General features: G+C 64.1%; 14 protein-coding genes and 1 pseudogene. 9 read left to right on the top strand and 6 right to left on the bottom strand.

Annotated features, from left to right (window positions below):
• Positions 1-104 precede the first annotated feature (104 nt).
• The gene (locus BN1119_RS05890; RefSeq protein ID WP_041995218.1) at positions 105-635 is read right to left on the bottom strand and encodes a hypothetical protein; all 531 of its coding nucleotides are present in this window, start codon (positions 633-635) and stop codon (positions 105-107) included.
• Positions 632-2,572 (bottom strand): annotated as a pseudogene (locus BN1119_RS05885) (alkyl/aryl-sulfatase). The gene BN1119_RS05890 and the pseudogene BN1119_RS05885 overlap by 4 nt, the downstream one beginning before the upstream one ends.
• A gap of 222 nt (positions 2,573-2,794) precedes the next feature.
• Here BN1119_RS05885 and BN1119_RS05880 point away from each other — a divergent pair.
• Both BN1119_RS05880 and BN1119_RS05875 read left to right on the top strand, forming a co-directional pair.
• Complete coding sequence (locus tag BN1119_RS05880; RefSeq protein ID WP_041995216.1) at positions 2,795-4,015, top strand: DEAD/DEAH box helicase; 1,221 nt, start codon at positions 2,795-2,797, stop codon at positions 4,013-4,015.
• An 89-nt stretch (positions 4,016-4,104) separates the two neighbouring features.
• Positions 4,105-5,589 carry an alkaline phosphatase D family protein gene (locus BN1119_RS05875; RefSeq protein WP_041995215.1) on the top strand — a complete coding sequence of 495 codons (1,485 nt, stop codon included), beginning with the start codon at positions 4,105-4,107 and terminating at the stop codon, positions 5,587-5,589.
• 91 nt (positions 5,590-5,680) lie between these two features.
• Here BN1119_RS05875 and BN1119_RS05870 read toward each other — a convergent pair whose 3' ends face one another.
• The 4 genes from BN1119_RS05870 to BN1119_RS05855 form a co-directional block, all read right to left on the bottom strand.
• A complete protein-coding gene (locus BN1119_RS05870; RefSeq protein ID WP_041995213.1) occupies positions 5,681-7,240 on the bottom strand; it encodes a methyl-accepting chemotaxis protein in 1,560 nt (519 codons plus the stop codon).
• 201 nt (positions 7,241-7,441) lie between these two features.
• Complete coding sequence (locus BN1119_RS05865; RefSeq protein ID WP_041995211.1) at positions 7,442-8,272, bottom strand: CPBP family intramembrane glutamic endopeptidase; 831 nt, start codon at positions 8,270-8,272, stop codon at positions 7,442-7,444.
• A 203-nt stretch (positions 8,273-8,475) separates the two neighbouring features.
• Entirely contained in the window at positions 8,476-8,772 is a 297-nt protein-coding gene (locus BN1119_RS05860) for a hypothetical protein (RefSeq protein ID WP_025325671.1), read from the bottom strand.
• 43 nt (positions 8,773-8,815) lie between these two features.
• Positions 8,816-9,190 carry a YacL family protein gene (locus tag BN1119_RS05855; RefSeq protein WP_041995206.1) on the bottom strand — a complete coding sequence of 125 codons (375 nt, stop codon included), beginning with the start codon at positions 9,188-9,190 and terminating at the stop codon, positions 8,816-8,818.
• A gap of 185 nt (positions 9,191-9,375) precedes the next feature.
• Here BN1119_RS05855 and BN1119_RS05850 point away from each other — a divergent pair, with 185 nt between their 5' ends.
• The 7 genes from BN1119_RS05850 (at position 9,376) to BN1119_RS05815 (ending at position 16,799) form a co-directional block, all read left to right on the top strand.
• Positions 9,376-10,491, top strand: coding sequence for a sugar diacid recognition domain-containing protein (locus BN1119_RS05850; RefSeq protein WP_041995204.1), 1,116 nt, complete (start codon positions 9,376-9,378; stop codon positions 10,489-10,491).
• A gap of 118 nt (positions 10,492-10,609) precedes the next feature.
• Positions 10,610-11,872 (top strand): GntP family permease, encoded by a 1,263-nt coding sequence (locus tag BN1119_RS05845; RefSeq protein ID WP_041995202.1) that lies wholly within the window; start codon positions 10,610-10,612, stop codon positions 11,870-11,872.
• Between the two features lie 9 nt (positions 11,873-11,881).
• Positions 11,882-13,015 carry a glycerate kinase gene (locus tag BN1119_RS05840; protein WP_041995200.1) on the top strand — a complete coding sequence of 378 codons (1,134 nt, stop codon included), beginning with the start codon at positions 11,882-11,884 and terminating at the stop codon, positions 13,013-13,015.
• Positions 13,016-13,164: 149 nt separating this feature from the next.
• On the top strand, positions 13,165-13,728 hold the full coding sequence (locus BN1119_RS05835) for an NnrU family protein (RefSeq protein ID WP_041995198.1): 564 nt from the start codon (positions 13,165-13,167) through the stop codon (positions 13,726-13,728).
• A gap of 59 nt (positions 13,729-13,787) precedes the next feature.
• Positions 13,788-14,324, top strand: coding sequence for a glutathione peroxidase (locus BN1119_RS05830; RefSeq protein ID WP_041995196.1), 537 nt, complete (start codon positions 13,788-13,790; stop codon positions 14,322-14,324).
• Positions 14,325-14,485: 161 nt separating this feature from the next.
• A complete protein-coding gene (locus BN1119_RS05825) occupies positions 14,486-15,421 on the top strand; it encodes a LysR family transcriptional regulator (protein WP_041995195.1) in 936 nt (311 codons plus the stop codon).
• Between the two features lie 181 nt (positions 15,422-15,602).
• Complete coding sequence (locus BN1119_RS05815; protein ID WP_041995191.1) at positions 15,603-16,799, top strand: NupC/NupG family nucleoside CNT transporter; 1,197 nt, start codon at positions 15,603-15,605, stop codon at positions 16,797-16,799.
• Positions 16,800-16,874: the final 75 nt, after the last annotated feature.

The following is a 16,874-nucleotide window of genomic DNA, read 5'->3' as shown; positions in this document are numbered from 1 at the left end:
GGTCGCCAGCAAGGTCCTTGGCTTGAACGAAGCCAAGTGGCCGAAATAGAAAGGGCCCGCAACCTGGCGGGCCCTTTTTGCATGTATCGGAGAGCGATGCTCGACTAGCTGGTTGCCTGGCTCAGGGCGCGATCCAGACTCTGCGAGAAAGCATCATCCGGGTCATCCTCGATCACCAGCAACCCAAGCTGTTTTGCCTGCGCGACCGAGAGCTGGCCAGACAGCAGTGCCTGGATGCCCGCCTCGCTGGTCAACATTATCCTGTCCTGCCTGGCGGGCCCCTCGGTGTGGGTCTGCAGCAGCAGACTCTCCTTGCCCCGAACCCTGGACCAGAGCCCCGAATCCACCAACAGGATGGAGACATTGCCCGGTAACTGACCATCCTTGAGCGAGCCTTTCAGCTGGTTGAGCCACTGGTAGCTTCGGCTGAACCCATCTGGACCGGTTATCTTGGGCACAGGGTCGAGCTTCCGATCCGAAATGGCTGCCGCCGTGGCCATGGCGACATCGAGGGAGCCCGGCCAACTCTGCTCGAAGGGGTTGGGGTAGATGGCATCGTAGCCGCAGGCCATGGCCAGGGGGACGGGCCCCGTGGCCATGGCGCAGAGCAGCAGTCTGACGGCGAGTTTGCTCATGGGGTCACTATGTTGAACCAGAAGTTGAACTTGTCCAGCATGCCGACGAACTCGCTGAACTTCTTGCTATCTCCGGTGATCTTGACCTGACCGCTGGCGATCTCCTGCTCCAGTGTGGTCTGTCCAAGCTGGATATCATCCAGCACCTTCTTGGTCAGGGTCACAGTGGTATCCGGCTTGTCGGCATAGCGGGTGGTGTGGTTCAGCACCGCATTCTCGATATTCAGCGAGTGTTTCTCGTTGATATCCGTGAAGTCGATGTTGATGGTCATCTTCTTGCCCGCGGCCTTCTCCGGGTTCAGGCGCACCGCCAGATAGTCGAACAGCATGCTGGGCGGCATGGCGCGAATGGTATCGGGTGATGCCGTGTTGGTACCACCTGCATTGGGTACGCCATTGCGCAGTTCATAGGCGCCCTGCAGGTAGACGGAACGCCAGGGGCCGGACTCGGCCTGATAGCCCAGCTGCTCCAGGGTATCGGCCAGCAGCAGCTTGCCTTCCTTGTTGTCGGGGTTGGCAAACACCAGATGCTTGAGCACCTCGGCGACCCAGCGATATTCCCCCTTGTCGAAGGAGACCTTGGCCTTCTTCAACACCTCGGCTTCGCCCCCCATGAACTCTATGTATTTGGGGCCCACCATTTCCGGCGGCAAGTTGTCCAGATCGGACGGATTGCCCGAATACCAGCCCATGTAGCGCTGATAGATGGCGCGGCTGTTGTGGCGCAAGGTGCCGTAGTAGCCCCGGTTCGGCCAGAAGTTGTCGAGCTCAGGGGGCAGCTTGATCTGCTCCGAGATCTCCTCGCCCGTGTAGCCCATGTTCATCAGGCGTACCGACTGATCGTGGATGTACTTGTAGAGGTCACGCTGCTTCTTGAAGTAATCGACTATGTTGGCGTTGTCCCAGCGCGGCCAGTGGTGGCTCTGGAACTTGACCTCGACCTGGTCGCCCCAGGTTTCGATGGTTTCATTCAGATAGGTTGACCACTTCAAGGCATCCCGCACCTGGGCACCGCGCAGGGTCAGGATGTTGTGCATGGTGTTGGTGGTGTTCTCCGCCATCCACAGCGCCTTGTGTTGTGGGAACCAGGTGTTCATCTCGGCGGGCGCTTCTGTGCCAGGAGTCATCTGGAAGACCATTTTGACGCCGTCGATGTCGAGCGCTTCCCCCGTCTTGGTGATCAGCTTGGTGGGCACGATCAAGGAGGGCAGACCGGTGGAGGTGGTCATGCCCAGACCGCCGTTGACACCGCCCTGGGCATTGCGGGGCAGCAGGGCGCCATACATGTAGACGGCGCGGCGCCCCATGGCATTGCCTGCGATCACGTTCTCGGAGACGGCATGTTCGGTGAAGCCTTCCGGGGCGATGATCTGCGCCTGCTCGCGTTCCTCCGGCGTGCTGAACAGGCCGGCGGCGCCACCGTAGTGGTCAACGTGACTGTGGCTGTAGATCACGGCCACCACAGGGCGTTTGCCCTCTTTCTCGTTGATGAAGGCCAGGGCTGCCTTGGCGGTGTCTGGCGAAATGAGCGGATCAAAGACGATCCAGCCTTTGTTGCCCTTGATGAAGGTGATGTTGGAGAGATCGAAACCACGGATCTGATAGATGTCGTCGGTGACCTTGAACAGGCCGTACTGCATGGAGAGCTGGGCGTTGCGCTACAGGCTGGGGTTGACGGTATCCGGGGCCGCCTTGTCCAGGCCTATGTAGGCCTTGTACTGCTCCAGATCCCAGACGACGTTGCCCTTGTCATCCTTGATGGTCAGGGTCTCTGGCTTGGCGATAAAGCCTCGCTCCGCGTCGGCAAAATCCTGCTTGTCGTTGAACGGCAGACTGGCCTTGATGGCCTCGTTCGCCTTGATGGTGCTCGCGGTGGCCGGTTTGGCATCGACCAGGGCGAAGGCCGTGCCCGGGGGCAGGCACAAGGCCGCAATCATCAGGGTTAGCAGGCGTTTGGTTGGGGCTTTTGCAGTTGTCATCGATCTGACTCCTTGAGTGGAACAACCTGTTCACTCTAATGCAACTTTATGAGCGTTTCATGTTTTTGCTGGTTTCGAATGAAATCTTGTTCAGGATGAGTCAAGGAGGCAGGTAATTTTTACTTATGGGGTCAGTCTGGCTAGACTTCGCCTCCCACTTCTTTCCTGCCGCGTAGCCCCATGACCTTTGACGAACTCCACCTCGATCCCGCCCTGCTGGCCGCCTTGCCTGCCGGGCTGCACACCCCGACCCGCATCCAGCAACTCGCCATTCCGGCGGCATTGGCGCGCCAGGATCTGCTGGCCCTGGCCCGGACCGGCAGCGGCAAGACACTGGCATTCGGCCTGCCACTGCTGCAGGGGCTGGACGCGGCGTCCGACCGGGTGCAGGGGTTGGTGCTGGTGCCAACCCGGGAGCTGGCGAGCCAGGTGAGTGCGGCGCTGCAAGGGGGCGCCGAGGCGCTGGGGCTGCGTGTCCTGACCCTGTGCGGCGGGGTGACTCAAGAGCAGCAACAGGCCGAGCTGGCCCTGGGGCCCCAACTGCTGGTGGCGACCCCGGGGCGACTGCGGGACTTGCTGGCCCAGCGGCTGCTGGGACTGAGCCACCTGCGCACCCTTGTGCTGGATGAGGCGGATCGCCTGCTGGAGATGGGCTTCTGGCCCGATATCCAGTGGCTGATGAATGCCATGCCGACCGAGCGGCAGACCCTGCTGTTCTCCGCCACCCTGCCCCCCGAACTCGAGACCTTGGCCACCGGCCTGTTGAACGCGCCGGTGCAGGTGGAGGCGGATCCTCGCAACAGCGTGGCCGACGACATCGAGGAGCGGCTCCATCTGGTCAACAAGAGCAGCAAGGTGCCTGCGCTCATCAGCCTGCTCAAGGGGCAGGCCTGGTCCCAGGTGCTGGTGTTTATCAGCGCCAGGGACGATGCGGACGCCGTGGCCAGAAAGCTTGCCAAGGCGGGCATAGCAGTGGCCGCCCTGCACGGCGAGAAGGATCAAGGGGCGCGGGAGCAGGCGCTTGCCGATTTCAAGGGGGGCAAGGTGCGGGTGCTGGTGGCCACGGATCTGATGGCGCGGGGCATCCACGTGGAGGCGCTGCCTGTGGTGATCAACCTGGACTTGCCTGCCAATGCCCCCGTCTATGTGCACCGCATCGGCCGCACCGCCCGCGCCGGGCAGCAAGGCCTCGCCCTCTCCCTGGTCTGCCACGGCGAGGCCGAGACACTCGCGGCCATCCGCACCCTGACCGGTCGCGCGCTGCCGCTGGAGGAGCTTGAGGGCTTCCCGGTGACAGACCAGCCTGCGAGCGGGGAGGGCAAGCGGGCGCCGCGGGACAAGCAGGCGAATCGCCGCACCCAGGCCAAGCGTAGCGTCAAGCAGTTCAAGGGCAGGAGCTAGGTCAAGGCCCATTGGCTTGCCCAGCTGGTCACTATCAAATCAGGCTCTCTTCGCTATGCTCCATGGATTTCACCATGGAGGGATGACGAATGACCCGTCTGGTAATGGGCCCCCTGCTGGGCCTCGAGTCAGAGACCGAATACAGCGTCTGTTTTATGGCAGAGGCCGGTTGCAAGAGCGCGGCCGTGAGGATCAACGGCGAAGTCCTGGCCGCCAGCAAGCAGGCGGACACCCCGAAAGGGGGCTTCTGGCGGCTCGTCTGGCAGGCCAGTCCCAAGAGCAAGGCCGGCACCCCCGTCGACTACGAGATCCTGCTGGATCAGAAACCGGCGTACGATCTGGCGGGACACGATAAATGGCAGTTCTATCTGCCGGGCAAGAAGGAGCATGTGCGAATAGGCTACGCCTCCTGCAACGGCTTCTCCGATTTCAAGCTGCTCACCTCCACCCCGGCTCCCTACGCCATGTGGGACAAGCTGGCCGCGCAGCACAAGGCGCACCCCTTCTCCCTGCTGCTGATGGGGGGCGATCAGGTCTATGCCGACTCCCTCTGGACGAGCGTGCCGACCCTCAAGGCCTGGAACGAGCTGGATCGGGAGGAGAAGGTCAGGCGCAAGGCGACGCGGACCATGGTGGAGCAGCTCGACCGCTTCTATTGCGAGCTCTACTGCAAGCAGTGGGGACGCCTCGAGGTCGCCTTCATGCTGGCCCGGGTGCCGAGCGCCATGATGTGGGACGATCACGACATCTTCGACGGCTGGGGCAGCTACCCGGAGGATCTGCAGCGCTGCGAGGTCTATCAGGCCATCTATGCCGCCGCTGCCAAGTACTTCCGGCTGTTCCAGCTGCGCGGCGATGCCAACGGGACTCTGCTGGACAAGGCTCTGAATCATCACTCCTGGCGGCTCGGCTTTCGGGGCTACCAGATCCTGGCGCTCGACAACCGGGCCAACCGCACCCTGAACCAGGTGATGAGCCAGTCCCAGTGGGATCAGATCAACGGGGCCCTGGCGGCCTGTGACACGGGTCACCTGCTGGTGATGGCAGGGGTACCCGTGGTCTATCGCGACTTCTCCTTCACCGAGGCGGCGCTGGATGCCACCCCCTGGGAGGAAGAGCTGACCGACGATCTCAAGGATCACTGGCGCGCCAAGTCCCATCAGGGGGAGCGGGCCCGCCTCATCATGCGGCTGCTGGACAACGCCAGGCTGAGGCGCCGGCAGGGTCAGCACAGCAAGACCCTGATCCTCTCCGGCGACGTGCACGTGGGCTGCCTTGGCGTCATCCAGGACAAGCGGGAGGGGGTGGTCAATGTGCACCAGCTGGTTTCCTCCGGCATAGTCCACCCTTGCCCCACCCAGTTCCAGTGGATGGGGATCCTCGCCATGACCAACGACGATCCCGAGTACCTCGACGAGAACCGGCTGATCCGCGCCGAGTTGCTCAAGCCGTTCGGCGCCCCCCTCTACCTGCGCACCCGCAACTTCGCCACCCTGCTGATGGGCAGTGACGACAAGCTGTGGGCGAACTGGCATTGCGAGAACGGGCTGGCGGCGAGCTACCCGCTGGCCTGACGGCCTGATCAACGTTAAGGGCCCATGCGGGCCCTTTTTTATGGCGCAGGTGTCATGGCACTGATGCGGCGGCTGGCGCGCCCCGCAAGCCTCAGTCGTGGAACTGGTTGATCAGGCGGGAGAGGTTGTGCAGCCGCTCCACCAGCAGGGTGATGCCATCCAGGGCCTGACGGCTGTTGTCTGCGGTGTGGCTCGCCAGCTGGTGGATCTGCTGGATCCCCTGATCCAGCCTGCCGGTCACATCCACCTGCTGGCTGACGGCCTGGGCAATCTCGTCGCTGGTATGGGTCACCCGGGTCAGCATGAGATTGATCTGGTTGAGTACCTCGGCCGTGGTGCCCACATGCCGTTGGCAGCGCTCCGAGGTCTGGGCCCCCTGACTCATGCCGTGGGCGAGTTGCCGTGTGCTCTGCTGCAGCGCCCCTATCATGTCGCTGATCTCGCCGGTGGCGCTGCGGGTCTTCTGGGCCAGGGCCCGGATCTCGTCGGCCACCACCGCAAAGCCGCGCCCCTGTTCGCCGGCCCGGGCCGCCTCGATGGCCGCGTTGAGGGAGAGCAGGTTGGTCTGATCCGCAATCTGGCCTATCACCTCCAGGATCCCGCTGATCTTCTGGCTGTCGTCTGTCAGGCGGGCCAGCCTCTGGTGGTTGTCATCAAGTTCCTGATGGAGCTGGTCTACCGATGACTGGGTGATGGCCAGGGTCTGCAACCCCTCGGTAGAGACCTGCTGCACCTCGCTCACCAGCGCACTGGCTTCATGGGCGCTGCTGGCCACGTCACGAATGGCGCCATTGAGCTCTGTGATGGCCGCGGCCAGTCGCTGACTTTGATCCCGCTGCTGTTGCAGGTGGGTGTCTATGGCCTGGATATGCCCCCTGTCGTCCTCCGCCGCCTGCAGGATCTGCTGGTTGGTGTCGGCGCTGCGGCCCACCACGGCCCGCAGCTCGGCCTTCTTCATGCGCAGCAAGAGTTCGATGGCCGCCAGGCTGTCCCGCCGCCTGCCATAGAGCAGCTGGCTAAGGGGCGTGCCCTGCTGCTCCCCCGCCATGGCCAGCAAGCGGGCAAGCCGCCGTTGCAGCTGCCAGCCATGGCCCATCTGGGCCAGCAAACAGAGCAGGGGGGCCCAGCTCCAGCCTGGCTCACCCGTGGCCAGGCTGGCGGCGACGCCGGCCAGGGCGGTGGCGGACAGCAGCAGGGTGAGATGGCCAGGCTCCAGGTTCAGCCGGGTCAGCCAGGGCAGCGCCTTGCCGTCACGGATGCGGCCATAGAGCCGCTCTGCCCAGGCGATGTCATGATCCTGCGGCCGGGTGCGGACCGACTGGTATTCGATGATCTGCCGCTGCTCGTTGAGGATCGGCGTGACATAGGCGTTGACCCAGTAGAAGTGGCCGCTCTTGGCGCGGTTCTTGACCAGCCCCATCCAGCTCTTGCCCTGGCGCAGTCGCTGCCACATGTCGGCGAAGGCCGCCCTGGGCATGTCTGGGTGGCGCACCAGATTGTGGGGCTCCCCTTCCATTTCTGCGGCGCTGTAGCCGGCGACGTCACAGAAGTGCTGGTTGGCATAGGTGATGTGACTGGCGGGATCCGTGGTCGAGATCAGTGATAGGTGGTCGGGGAAACGAATTTCCTCCTCCCGTCGGGTTGTCATCATGTGTGCATCCTGAATGAGCCATGTAACTGATAATTAGATTTTTATTGTGGTGATTGTGACTGGTTCATTCTATGGGGCCGAGATGACACCATCTTGGCTTGGGTCAATAAATCATCACTCTGGCGCCAGGGAGATGATTGGGGCGGTGCGGACGGGCAGGATGGAAGCTCGAGCATGGCGCCCCGGGCGGGGCGCCGGTGATCAGCGGCTGGCCAGGGGGTAGGTAAACAGGGCCAGGTGGGCGAAGTTGAACAGGAAGTGGAGGAGGATGGCGACAGCGAGGCGGCCGCTCAGCTGGAACGCCAGGCCGTAGCAAGCCCCCGCCAGGGCGGCGAACAGCATCAGCAGCGGGCCACCGGCCAGGTGCGCGGCGCCGAACAGCAGGCTGGCGGCCAGCACGCCAAGCCAGACCCGGCTGCGTGCGGCTATCCCCTGCTGGATCAGGCCGCGAAACAGCGCCTCTTCCGCCACGCAGGTGAACAGCAGGTTGTTCAGGGCAAACAGCCACCACCAGTGGGGCAGTCCCGCTTCGAGCCTGAGGGCCCCCAGCTGCCAGGCGGTGATCAGCAGAGCGGCCAGTGGCAGACTCAGCAGGACCAGGGGGCGCCAACGCACCGGGCCGCCTGGGCCGAGCAGGCCGGGCAAGGCCAGCAGCAGGGCGAAGAAGATCAGCGGCTTGTCCAGATTGAGGTAGAGGGTGAAGGGCACGCTGGCGGGGCCGGCCAGTACCCGATCCAGCACCTTGAGATTGGCAAAGCCCGGCACCAGATGCAGCATCAGGGCCAGTGCCCAGGCCAGGACCAGCGCCAGTGCGACGCCGCGCCAGGGGGAGGACAGGGCGGGGGTGCGCCAGGCCAGCACCAGGCCCGCCAGGGTAAACAGCAGGGCGGGAGGCGTGATGCGTTCCAGCCAGAAGGCCAGCAGCAGGGATACCCCCAGCAGCATGAGGCCGGGCAGGCGCTGGCGGGCGAGGCAGAGCAGCACGGCCAGCCCCAGGGCGCCCCAGATGAGAGTGTCAGGTAGTGGCAGCATTGAGTCTCCTTGTGCGAGGGGCGCACCTTAACGATCCCTGGCCTCCCGCACAAGGCGGGAGAGACTGGTCGGATCCCTTCCCGCTTCTGCTTTGCGTTCGCGCCGGGCAATAAAAAAGCCGGAGCTGAGGCTCCGGCTTTGGGATCTGGCCAGGTTCGCGAGAAACCCGGCGACGCTGGCTGGTTGCCGGCGCGCCCAGGGGCTTATCGGCCTGATTCGGCGATGACGCGGGCGATGATATCGGCGCGCTTGCTGGCTTCCAGTTCGCCCAGGGCAATGAGGCCGGCCTTGAAGATGACGTTCTTCGGCAGGCTGACATCGTCCAGGGTGGTGATGGCTTCGACGTGCAGGCCGTTGAGCCGGCTGGCATCGCGCGGGCTCAGGTTTACCTGGGTGTTCATCACCTGCTTGCCTTTCTTCTTGGCAGGCACGGCGGCTTTCTGGCTGGATTCCTGTTCTTCGTCTTCCGGCAGTTCGTCATCAAAATCGTAAATGGACATGGTCAATCCTGTTGGTTGCAATGGGCGCTTGGCCCGAAATGTGTCAGCCCATATCCTCGTTGCGGATAAAGGCACGCCAGGAGGTCAGTACCTGGGCAAAGTCTTCCAGCCCGCACATGGCCAGCTGTTCATCATCGTAGTAGGCGAGATCGTCGAGATCCTCGTCCTGCTCGATATTGAGGACATTGGCCTTCACTTCGGCCTCCTCCTGGGTCAGCAGCAGCGAATAGTCGCCCCCCAGCAGCTTGTACTCCGCCAGGCTGCGACAAGACAGCTGGTCGATGACAGCGAACAGCGCGTCGAGCTTCTCCTCGTCCTTGCCCACCTCGTCGATCAGCCACTGGCCGATGGCCTCATGGCCCATGGAGAAGCGGGCGCGATAGCCACCGAAGGGATCGCGGCGAAATTCATAATCCATAGAGGTGTTCTCGCGGCTGGATGCCCGCTCGACAGGAGCGAGCACTCCAGGGGACGGCGCGGATACCGATTCCGGCGTCACTTGGAGTAAAGTGGCCTATTCTAGCGATCCCCTCCTCGCTTGTCTTGATGATGTGACGTTCAGGGTGCCGAGGCGAACAGGGGAGCGCGTCACAGGAGTCCAATGTGCAACTCAATGAACAGCTCGCCCGGCAGATAGTGAGCCGGGCGATGAAGATACTGTCGTTCTCGGTCAACGTCATGGACGAACGGGGGCTTATCATCGCCTCCGGCAATCCGGAGCGGCTGCACCAGCGCCACGAGGGGGCCGTGCTGGCCCTGACCGAGAACCGGGTGGTGGAAATAAGCGACGCCACCGCCCAGCAGCTCAAGGGGGTGAGGCCCGGCATCAATCTGCCCATCGCCTATCAGGGGGAGCTGCTCGGGGTCATCGGCATCTCTGGGGATCCGGACATAGTGCGCGCTTACGCCGAGCTGGTGAGGATGACGGCCGAGCTTATCCTGGAGCAGGCGGCGCTCACCGAGCAGCTGCAATGGGACAAGCGCCACAAGGAGGAGCTGGTGCTGCAGCTCATCCGCGGCGAGGGACGGGTGGATCAGCTGCAACAGGCGGCCCGTTTCCTCGGTCTGGATCTCGCCCAGCCCAGGGTGGTGGCCGTGCTGGCGCTGGAGGAGGCCGAGCCCGCCCAGATGAGGGAACTGGTGGAGTTGCTGGAGTACCCGCAGCGGGACAACCTGGTGGCCATCAATGGCCTGGACGAGATAGTGGTACTCAAACCGGCCCAGCTGGAGCAGGGAGTCTGGCAATCGTCCCAGGAGCGCAGCCGCATCCGGCAGTTGCTCTCCCGTATTCCCCATTTCAAGGTGCGCATCGGGGTGGGGGACTACTTCGCAGGCACAGGCGGTCTGGCCCGCTCCTATCAGACGGCGCGGGATACCCTGCGCCTTGGCATGCGCCAGGCGCCGCGCAAGCAGGTCTACTTCTTCGAGGATTACCGTCTGCCTGTGCTGCTCGGCAGCCTGGCGGACTCCTGGCAGGCGGATCAGCTGCGGGCTCCGCTGCAAAAGCTGGCCCAGGCGGACCGCAAGGGGGTGTTGCAAAAGACGCTGCGCCACTATTTCTTGCAGGATTGTGATCTGCATCCCTGTGCTGAAACGCTGTTCATCCACCCTAATACCCTGCGCTATCGGCTGAGCCGGATAGAGCAGATAACCGGTTTGCATTTCAACAAGTTAGACGACAAGTTCCTGCTCTATCTCGGGCTCAATCTCGGCGATTGAATTGTCACTTATGACAAAAAGGCATCATTCTCCTGACTGCTTTTTGGCATTTTTTACAAAGCTTTCCCGCGCCGGATCCCGATAATGGCGAGCATCTTCACAGCTCAAGGTGCTCGTCATGATCCCGGTTACCGCCCTTGGTGCCCTCGCGGCACTCTCCATCGCCATCTTCCTCATCCTGAAGAAGGTGCCGCCCGCCTACGGCATGATAGTCGGCGCCCTGGCTGGTGGCCTGATTGGTGGCGCCGACCTGACCCAGACCGTCGCCCTGATGATCGGCGGCGCCCAGGGGATCACCACGGCGGTGATGCGGATCCTGGCGGCGGGCGTGCTGGCCGGCGTGCTCATCGAATCGGGGGCCGCCACCACGATCGCCGAGACCATCGTCAAGAAACTGGGCGAGACCCGGGCCCTGCTGGCTCTGGCCCTGGCCACCCTGATCCTGACCGCGGTCGGCGTCTTCGTGGACGTGGCCGTCATCACGGTCGCCCCCATCGCGCTGGCCATCGCCCGCCGTGCCGATCTCTCCAAGCCGGCCATACTGCTGGCCATGATAGGGGGCGGCAAGGCGGGCAACGTCATGTCCCCCAACCCCAACGCCATCGCGGCGGCTGACGCCTTCCATCTGCCCCTCACCTCCGTGATGGCGGCCGGCATCATTCCGGGTCTGTTCGGTCTGGTGATGGCCTACTGGCTGGCCAAGCGTCTGAACAACAAAGGCAGCAAGGTGGCCGCCGACGAGGTGGTGAGTTTCGAGGGCACCAAACTGCCGGGCTTTGCCGCCGCCATCAGTGCGCCTCTGGTGGCCATCCTGCTGCTGGCCCTGCGTCCCGTCGCCGGCATAGTGGTGGATCCGCTCATTGCGCTGCCCCTCGGCGGCCTGGTGGGGGCTCTCATGATGGGCAAGTTTCGCAAGGTGAACCAGTTTGCGGTTTCGGGCCTGGCCCGCATGGCGCCGGTGGCCATCATGCTGCTGGGTACGGGGACTCTGGCGGGCATCATCGCCAACTCAGGTCTGAAGGATGTGCTGATCAGCGGTCTGACCGCCTCCGGCCTGCCCTCCTACCTGCTGGCCCCCATCTCCGGCGCCCTGATGTCGCTGGCGACCGCCTCGACCACCGCCGGTACCGTGGTGGCCTCCAACGTGTTCAGCGCCACTCTGATTGAACTTGGGGTGAGCGGTCTGGCGGGGGCCGCCATGATCCACGCCGGCGCCACCGTGTTCGACCACATGCCCCACGGCTCCTTCTTCCATGCCACCGGCGGCAGCGTCCACATGGGTGTGGGCGAGCGGCTCAAGCTCATCCCCTACGAAACCGCGGTCGGTCTCACCATTGCCGTTGTCTCCACCCTGATGTTTGGCGTGTTTGGCCTCGCCTAAGGAATTGATATGAAAATTGTTATTGCCCCCGATTCATTCAAGGAGAGCCTGAGCGCCATGGCGGTGGCCGATGCCATCGAGGCCGGTTTCAAGCAGGTGCTGCCGGATGCCACCTATGTCAAATTGCCCATGGCCGATGGCGGCGAAGGCACGGTGCAGTCCCTGGTGGATGCCACCGGTGGCCGCATCCTGCCGGTCGAGGTGACCGCCCCCCTCGGCAACAGGGTGCAGGGCTTCGTCGGTCTGCTGGGGGATGGCAAGCGGGCCGTGATCGAGATGGCGGCGGCCTCCGGCCTGCATCTGGTGGCGCCCGAGCAGCGCAATCCGCGGCTCACCTCGAGCGTCGGCACCGGCGAGCTGATCCTGGCCGCGCTGGAGATGGGGGTGAACCACCTCATCCTCGGCATCGGCGGCAGCGCCACCAATGACGGCGGCGCCGGCATGATCCAGGCCCTCGGCGGCAAGCTCCTGAAAGCGGATGGCAGCCCCATAGCATTGGGCGGCGCCGGTCTCGGTGAGCTTTCCACCATCGACCTGAGCGGGCTGGACTCCCGTCTGGCCGGGCTCACCATAGAGGTGGCCTGCGACGTGGACAATCCGCTGTGCGGCCCGAAAGGGGCGTCCGCCGTGTTCGGTCCCCAGAAAGGCGCCACCCCAGAGATGGTGGCCGAGCTGGATGCCAATCTGGCCCGCTACGCGGACTGCATCGAGCAGGCCCTGGGCCGCCAGGTGAAGGAGATCCCGGGCACGGGGGCTGCCGGTGGCATGGGGGCCGCCCTGGTAGGATTGCTCGGCGCCGAACTCAAACCCGGCATCCAGATCGTCATCGAGGCGCTGAAGCTGGCCGAGGCGGTGGCCGATGCGGATCTGGTGATCACAGGGGAGGGGCGCATCGACAGCCAGACCATCCACGGCAAGACGCCCATCGGGGTGGCCCGCTGCGCCAAGCAATTCGGCAAGCCGGTGATCGGCATCGCCGGTTGCCTCACCGACGACTGCGGCGTGGTGCACGAGCACGGGCTGGATGCGGTGTTCGCCGTGGTCAACCGGGCCATGTCCCTGCCGGAGGCGCTGGCCACCGCCACCACCAATCTGCAGCTCACGGCCCGCAACGTGGCGGCCCTCTACCGACTGGGCCTCTGATCCCGTCGTCACACCCTGTGTGGCGTTTTCCAATACCGGCCTCTGGCCGGTATCTTTTTCTCCTCTGTTCTGCCCCGCGGGCCCAGTGGTTTCTGTAGGCCAGCGGGCCCGTTTGCGTCATAGTGATGCCTGACGACGAGGAGGTGACCATGTTGATGCTGATCCTGGGTGTGCTGCTGTTCACGCTGGTACACCTCTATCCCTGCTTCGCCCGGGCCCATCGCGCCAGGCTCAGGGCGCGGCTGGGGGAGAACCGCTACAAGGGCTGTTTCTCCCTGCTGCTGCTGGTGGCCATCGCCCTCATCATCGCCGGCTGGCGCAGCCTCTATCCCATGCCGCTCTACTTCCTGCCCTCCTGGGGGCCCATGGCCGTCCAGGGCTTGATGCCGCTGGCCCTGATCCTCTTCTTCGCCGGCCAGGGGCCGAACCATTTTCGGCGCTGGTTGCGCCATCCCCAGCTGATTGGGGTGCTGATCTGGAGTGGTACCCATCTGCTGGTCAATGCCGAGGCCCGCTCCCTGGTGCTGTTTGGCGGCCTGGGCGTCTGGGCAATCGTCAGCATCATCTGGATATCGCTTCGTGACTGGGGCCAGGTACCCAGACCCGAGGCGAACTGGCAGGGCACCTTGGTGACGCTGGCCCTGGGGTTGGCGGCATACACCCTGCTCCTCTTCTGGGGCCATGGCTGGCTGACCGGCATTGCGCTTTATTGAGAGTGAACCCGGCGGGCGGGCGTCGAGTATGACGGATAAACCGAAGAGGAGTGCTGGCGATGAAATGGAGTGCCTTGTGGTTGCTGCTGGGGAGCGGGATGGCATCCGCCGCCTGTCCCGATTACTTCAACGTGGAGATGCGGGAGCTCAACAGCACCCAGCGCCACAACCTCTGCCAGCTGACCGAGGGCAAGGTGGTGCTGGTGGTCAATACCGCGTCCTATTGTGGTTACAGCGGCCAGTTCCGGGATCTGGAGCGGCTCTATCAGGATCACAAGGCGGAGGGATTGATGGTGCTGGGCTTTCCCTCCAATGACTTCTGGCAGGAGGCCGATGACGAGAACAAGACCGCCGAGGTGTGTCGCCGGGATTACGGGGTCAGTTTTCCCATGTTCAACCGGGTGGCGGTACGGGGCTCGGATGCGGCGCCCTTGTTCAAGGGATTGGCCGCCGCGGCCGACGGGGATGCTCCCAACTGGAACTTTCACAAGTACCTGGTGGGTCGTGATGGCCAGCTTATCGGCAGCTATGGTGCCAGACAGAGTCCGGTGGCCGACCCCCTGCAGCGGGAGCTCAAGGAGGCACTCGGCCGCTAGCCACCCAAGTGCCAGGCAGGGGCCCCGGGGTTCTATCATGACGTCATGGGCAGGGCGCCAGCCCGCAAGGGGGACGCGGCCCTACCCCTGATCGGGCGGCTCTGGAATAATGGAGGCCCACCCTCCAACCTGGTGACCCCGTGCTGCACCGATTACCGCAGATGTTGATCTTCGATGCCCTGGTTCGCGAGCAGGGCATCTCCGCCGCCGCCAGGCGCCTTGGCGTCTCCAAGTCCCATATCAGCAAGCAGCTGGCCCAGCTCGAGGCCGAGCTGGGGGCCCAGCTGGTGCAGCGCACCACCCGCCGCTTCGCCCTGACCGAGCTGGGTCAGGAGTATGCCCGCCACTGCCGCGCCCTGGTGGCGGTGGCGCTGGAGGCCGAATCCATGGTGGCGGATCGGCGCGGCAAGGTGAGCGGCGTGCTCCACCTTGGGGTGGGCCAGTCCTTCGGCCGACTCCATGTGATCCCGCGGCTCAAGGCGTTCCAGCAGCGCTACCCCGATCTGGAGCTGGAGGTCTCCCTGTTCGACCACAAGACCAACCTGGTGGATGAGGGGCTGGATCTCTGGATCACCACCTATGAAGACAAGCCGGAGGGGCTGATAGGCCAGCGTCTGGCCGACATCGGCTTCGTGCTGGTGGCCTCGCCCGATTATCTGCTCGGCCACGGCACCCCGCTGACCCCCAAGGATCTGATCCACCACAACTGCATCACCTACCAGAGCCGGGAGCGGCGTTACCACGAGTGGCACTTTCGCAAGGGGAAGGAGCGCCAGAGCGTGCAGGTGGCGGGCAACTATCGGGTGGATCTGGCGGAGGCGGTGCGCGATGCCGCCCTGGCCGGGTTGGGGGTGGCCTATATCGCCAACTACCTGCTGGACAAGGAGCTGCAATCGGGCGCCCTGATCCCCCTGCTGCCGGACTGGCGCCCGAGCCAGAAGATGGCGGTGCACGCCGTCTATGCCAGGCGCGAACACCTGGATCCCAAGATCCGTCTGTTCATCGATTTTCTCAAGGAGGGGTTCGGCCAGGAGCCCTATTGGGCGCGGCGGCTCGCCCCCTGGGTCGGGGGCAAATTGTCCGGCGTGGAGGAATAATTGTTTCCATCAAGAAACGCTGGTTTTCGCCTGATCCCAAAATCGAGCCAAATCAGGCAGTTGGCGAAACCCGAGCGGGGCAAACGTTTTTGCTAACAGGGCTGTAACGCAGGCGCACTTGCCGTGCTGGGCAGGGGCGCGCAGAATCCGCGCCCATCGAAAATCCCTGATGGAGTCCCCCATGATCGCCCTGCTCGGCATGCTTTGTATCCTGGCGCTCGCCGCCCTCTGCTCCGATAACCGTCGTCGTGTTCCCTTGAGAACAGTGGGGGGCGCCCTCTGCCTGCAGGTGGTCTTCGCCGCCCTGGTGCTCTGGTTGCCGGCCGGGCAGCGGGTGCTCAACGCCGTCAGCGAGAGCGTGAGCCATGTGATCGGTTACGGCCAGGAGGGGATCGCCTTCCTGTTCGGGGATCTTGCCAAGTTCAAGCTGGGCTTCATCTTTGCGTTCAACGTGCTGCCCGTCATCATCTTCTTCTCCGCCGTCATCGCCATCCTCTACCACATAGGTCTGATGCCGCGGATCATTGCCCTGCTGGGCGGCGGCCTGCAACGGCTGCTGGGAACGGGCCGGGCCGAGAGCCTCTCCGCCACCGCCAACATCTTCGTCGGCATGGTGGAGGCGCCCCTGGTGGTCAAACCCTATCTCGCCAGGATGTCCGACTCCCAGTTCTTCGCTGTGATGAGCTGCGGCCTGGCCTCGGTTGCCGGTGGCACCCTGGTGGGCTACGCCAGCCTGGGGGTGGAGCTGAAATACCTGATCGCCGCGGCCTTCATGTCGGCGCCTGCGGGTCTGGCCATGGCCAAGATCCTGGTGCCCCCGGCCGAGCATGAGCAGGATCACCATCAGGACGTGGAGATCCCCCGTGCCACCAACGTGATCGAGGCTGCGGCCGACGGCGCCATGGCTGGCCTCAATATTGCGGTTGCCGTGGGGGCCACCCTGCTGGCCTTCGTCGGGGTGATCGCCCTGCTCAACGGCCTGCTCGGCTGGGGTGGTGCTCTGTTTGGCTGGGAGCTGAGCTTCCAGATCATCCTGGGCTGGCTGTTTGCCCCCGTCTCCTGGCTCATCGGTGTGCCCTGGGATCAGGCCCAGGCGGCGGGGGCGCTTATCGGCACCAAGGTAGTCATCAACGAGTTCGTCGCCTTCATCGCCCTGGTGCAGGATCAGACCCTGAGCGCCTCGAGCAAGGCCATCGTCACCTTTGCCCTGTGTGGCTTCGCCAATATCTCCTCCATGGCGATCCTGATCGGTGGCCTGGGGGCCATGGTGCCGGAACGCAAGGCATTCATCTCTCGCTACGGCATGCGAGCCATATTGGCAGGGGTGCTCGCCAACCTGATGAGCGCCGCGCTGGCAGGCTTGTTCCTCGCCCTCTGATTGACCCTTGAAGCTAGCACCTTCCGGTCATGGCCCGCCTCGGCGGGCCTTTTTTATGGCCGTCTCCCGGGTATC

This window comes from Aeromonas bivalvium (assembly GCF_000819765.1).
In the GTDB taxonomy this organism is placed as follows: Bacteria; Pseudomonadota; Gammaproteobacteria; order Enterobacterales; family Aeromonadaceae; genus Aeromonas; species Aeromonas bivalvium.
Note: the sequence above shows the minus strand (reverse complement) of the source record. Positions and strands in the feature narration are given on the sequence as shown.

Coding starts and splice junctions, on each gene's coding strand:
- BN1119_RS05890 (WP_041995218.1), bottom strand. CDS start 635: ATGAGCAAACTCGCCGTCAGACTGCTGCTCTGCGCCATGGCCACGGGG.
- BN1119_RS05880 (WP_041995216.1), top strand. CDS start 2,795: ATGACCTTTGACGAACTCCACCTCGATCCCGCCCTGCTGGCCGCCTTG.
- BN1119_RS05875 (WP_041995215.1), top strand. CDS start 4,105: ATGACCCGTCTGGTAATGGGCCCCCTGCTGGGCCTCGAGTCAGAGACC.
- BN1119_RS05870 (WP_041995213.1), bottom strand. CDS start 7,240: ATGATGACAACCCGACGGGAGGAGGAAATTCGTTTCCCCGACCACCTA.
- BN1119_RS05865 (WP_041995211.1), bottom strand. CDS start 8,272: ATGCTGCCACTACCTGACACTCTCATCTGGGGCGCCCTGGGGCTGGCC.
- BN1119_RS05860 (WP_025325671.1), bottom strand. CDS start 8,772: ATGTCCATTTACGATTTTGATGACGAACTGCCGGAAGACGAAGAACAG.
- BN1119_RS05855 (WP_041995206.1), bottom strand. CDS start 9,190: ATGGATTATGAATTTCGCCGCGATCCCTTCGGTGGCTATCGCGCCCGC.
- BN1119_RS05845 (WP_041995202.1), top strand. CDS start 10,610: ATGATCCCGGTTACCGCCCTTGGTGCCCTCGCGGCACTCTCCATCGCC.
- BN1119_RS05840 (WP_041995200.1), top strand. CDS start 11,882: ATGAAAATTGTTATTGCCCCCGATTCATTCAAGGAGAGCCTGAGCGCC.
- BN1119_RS05835 (WP_041995198.1), top strand. CDS start 13,165: ATGTTGATGCTGATCCTGGGTGTGCTGCTGTTCACGCTGGTACACCTC.
- BN1119_RS05830 (WP_041995196.1), top strand. CDS start 13,788: ATGAAATGGAGTGCCTTGTGGTTGCTGCTGGGGAGCGGGATGGCATCC.
- BN1119_RS05825 (WP_041995195.1), top strand. CDS start 14,486: ATGTTGATCTTCGATGCCCTGGTTCGCGAGCAGGGCATCTCCGCCGCC.
- BN1119_RS05815 (WP_041995191.1), top strand. CDS start 15,603: ATGATCGCCCTGCTCGGCATGCTTTGTATCCTGGCGCTCGCCGCCCTC.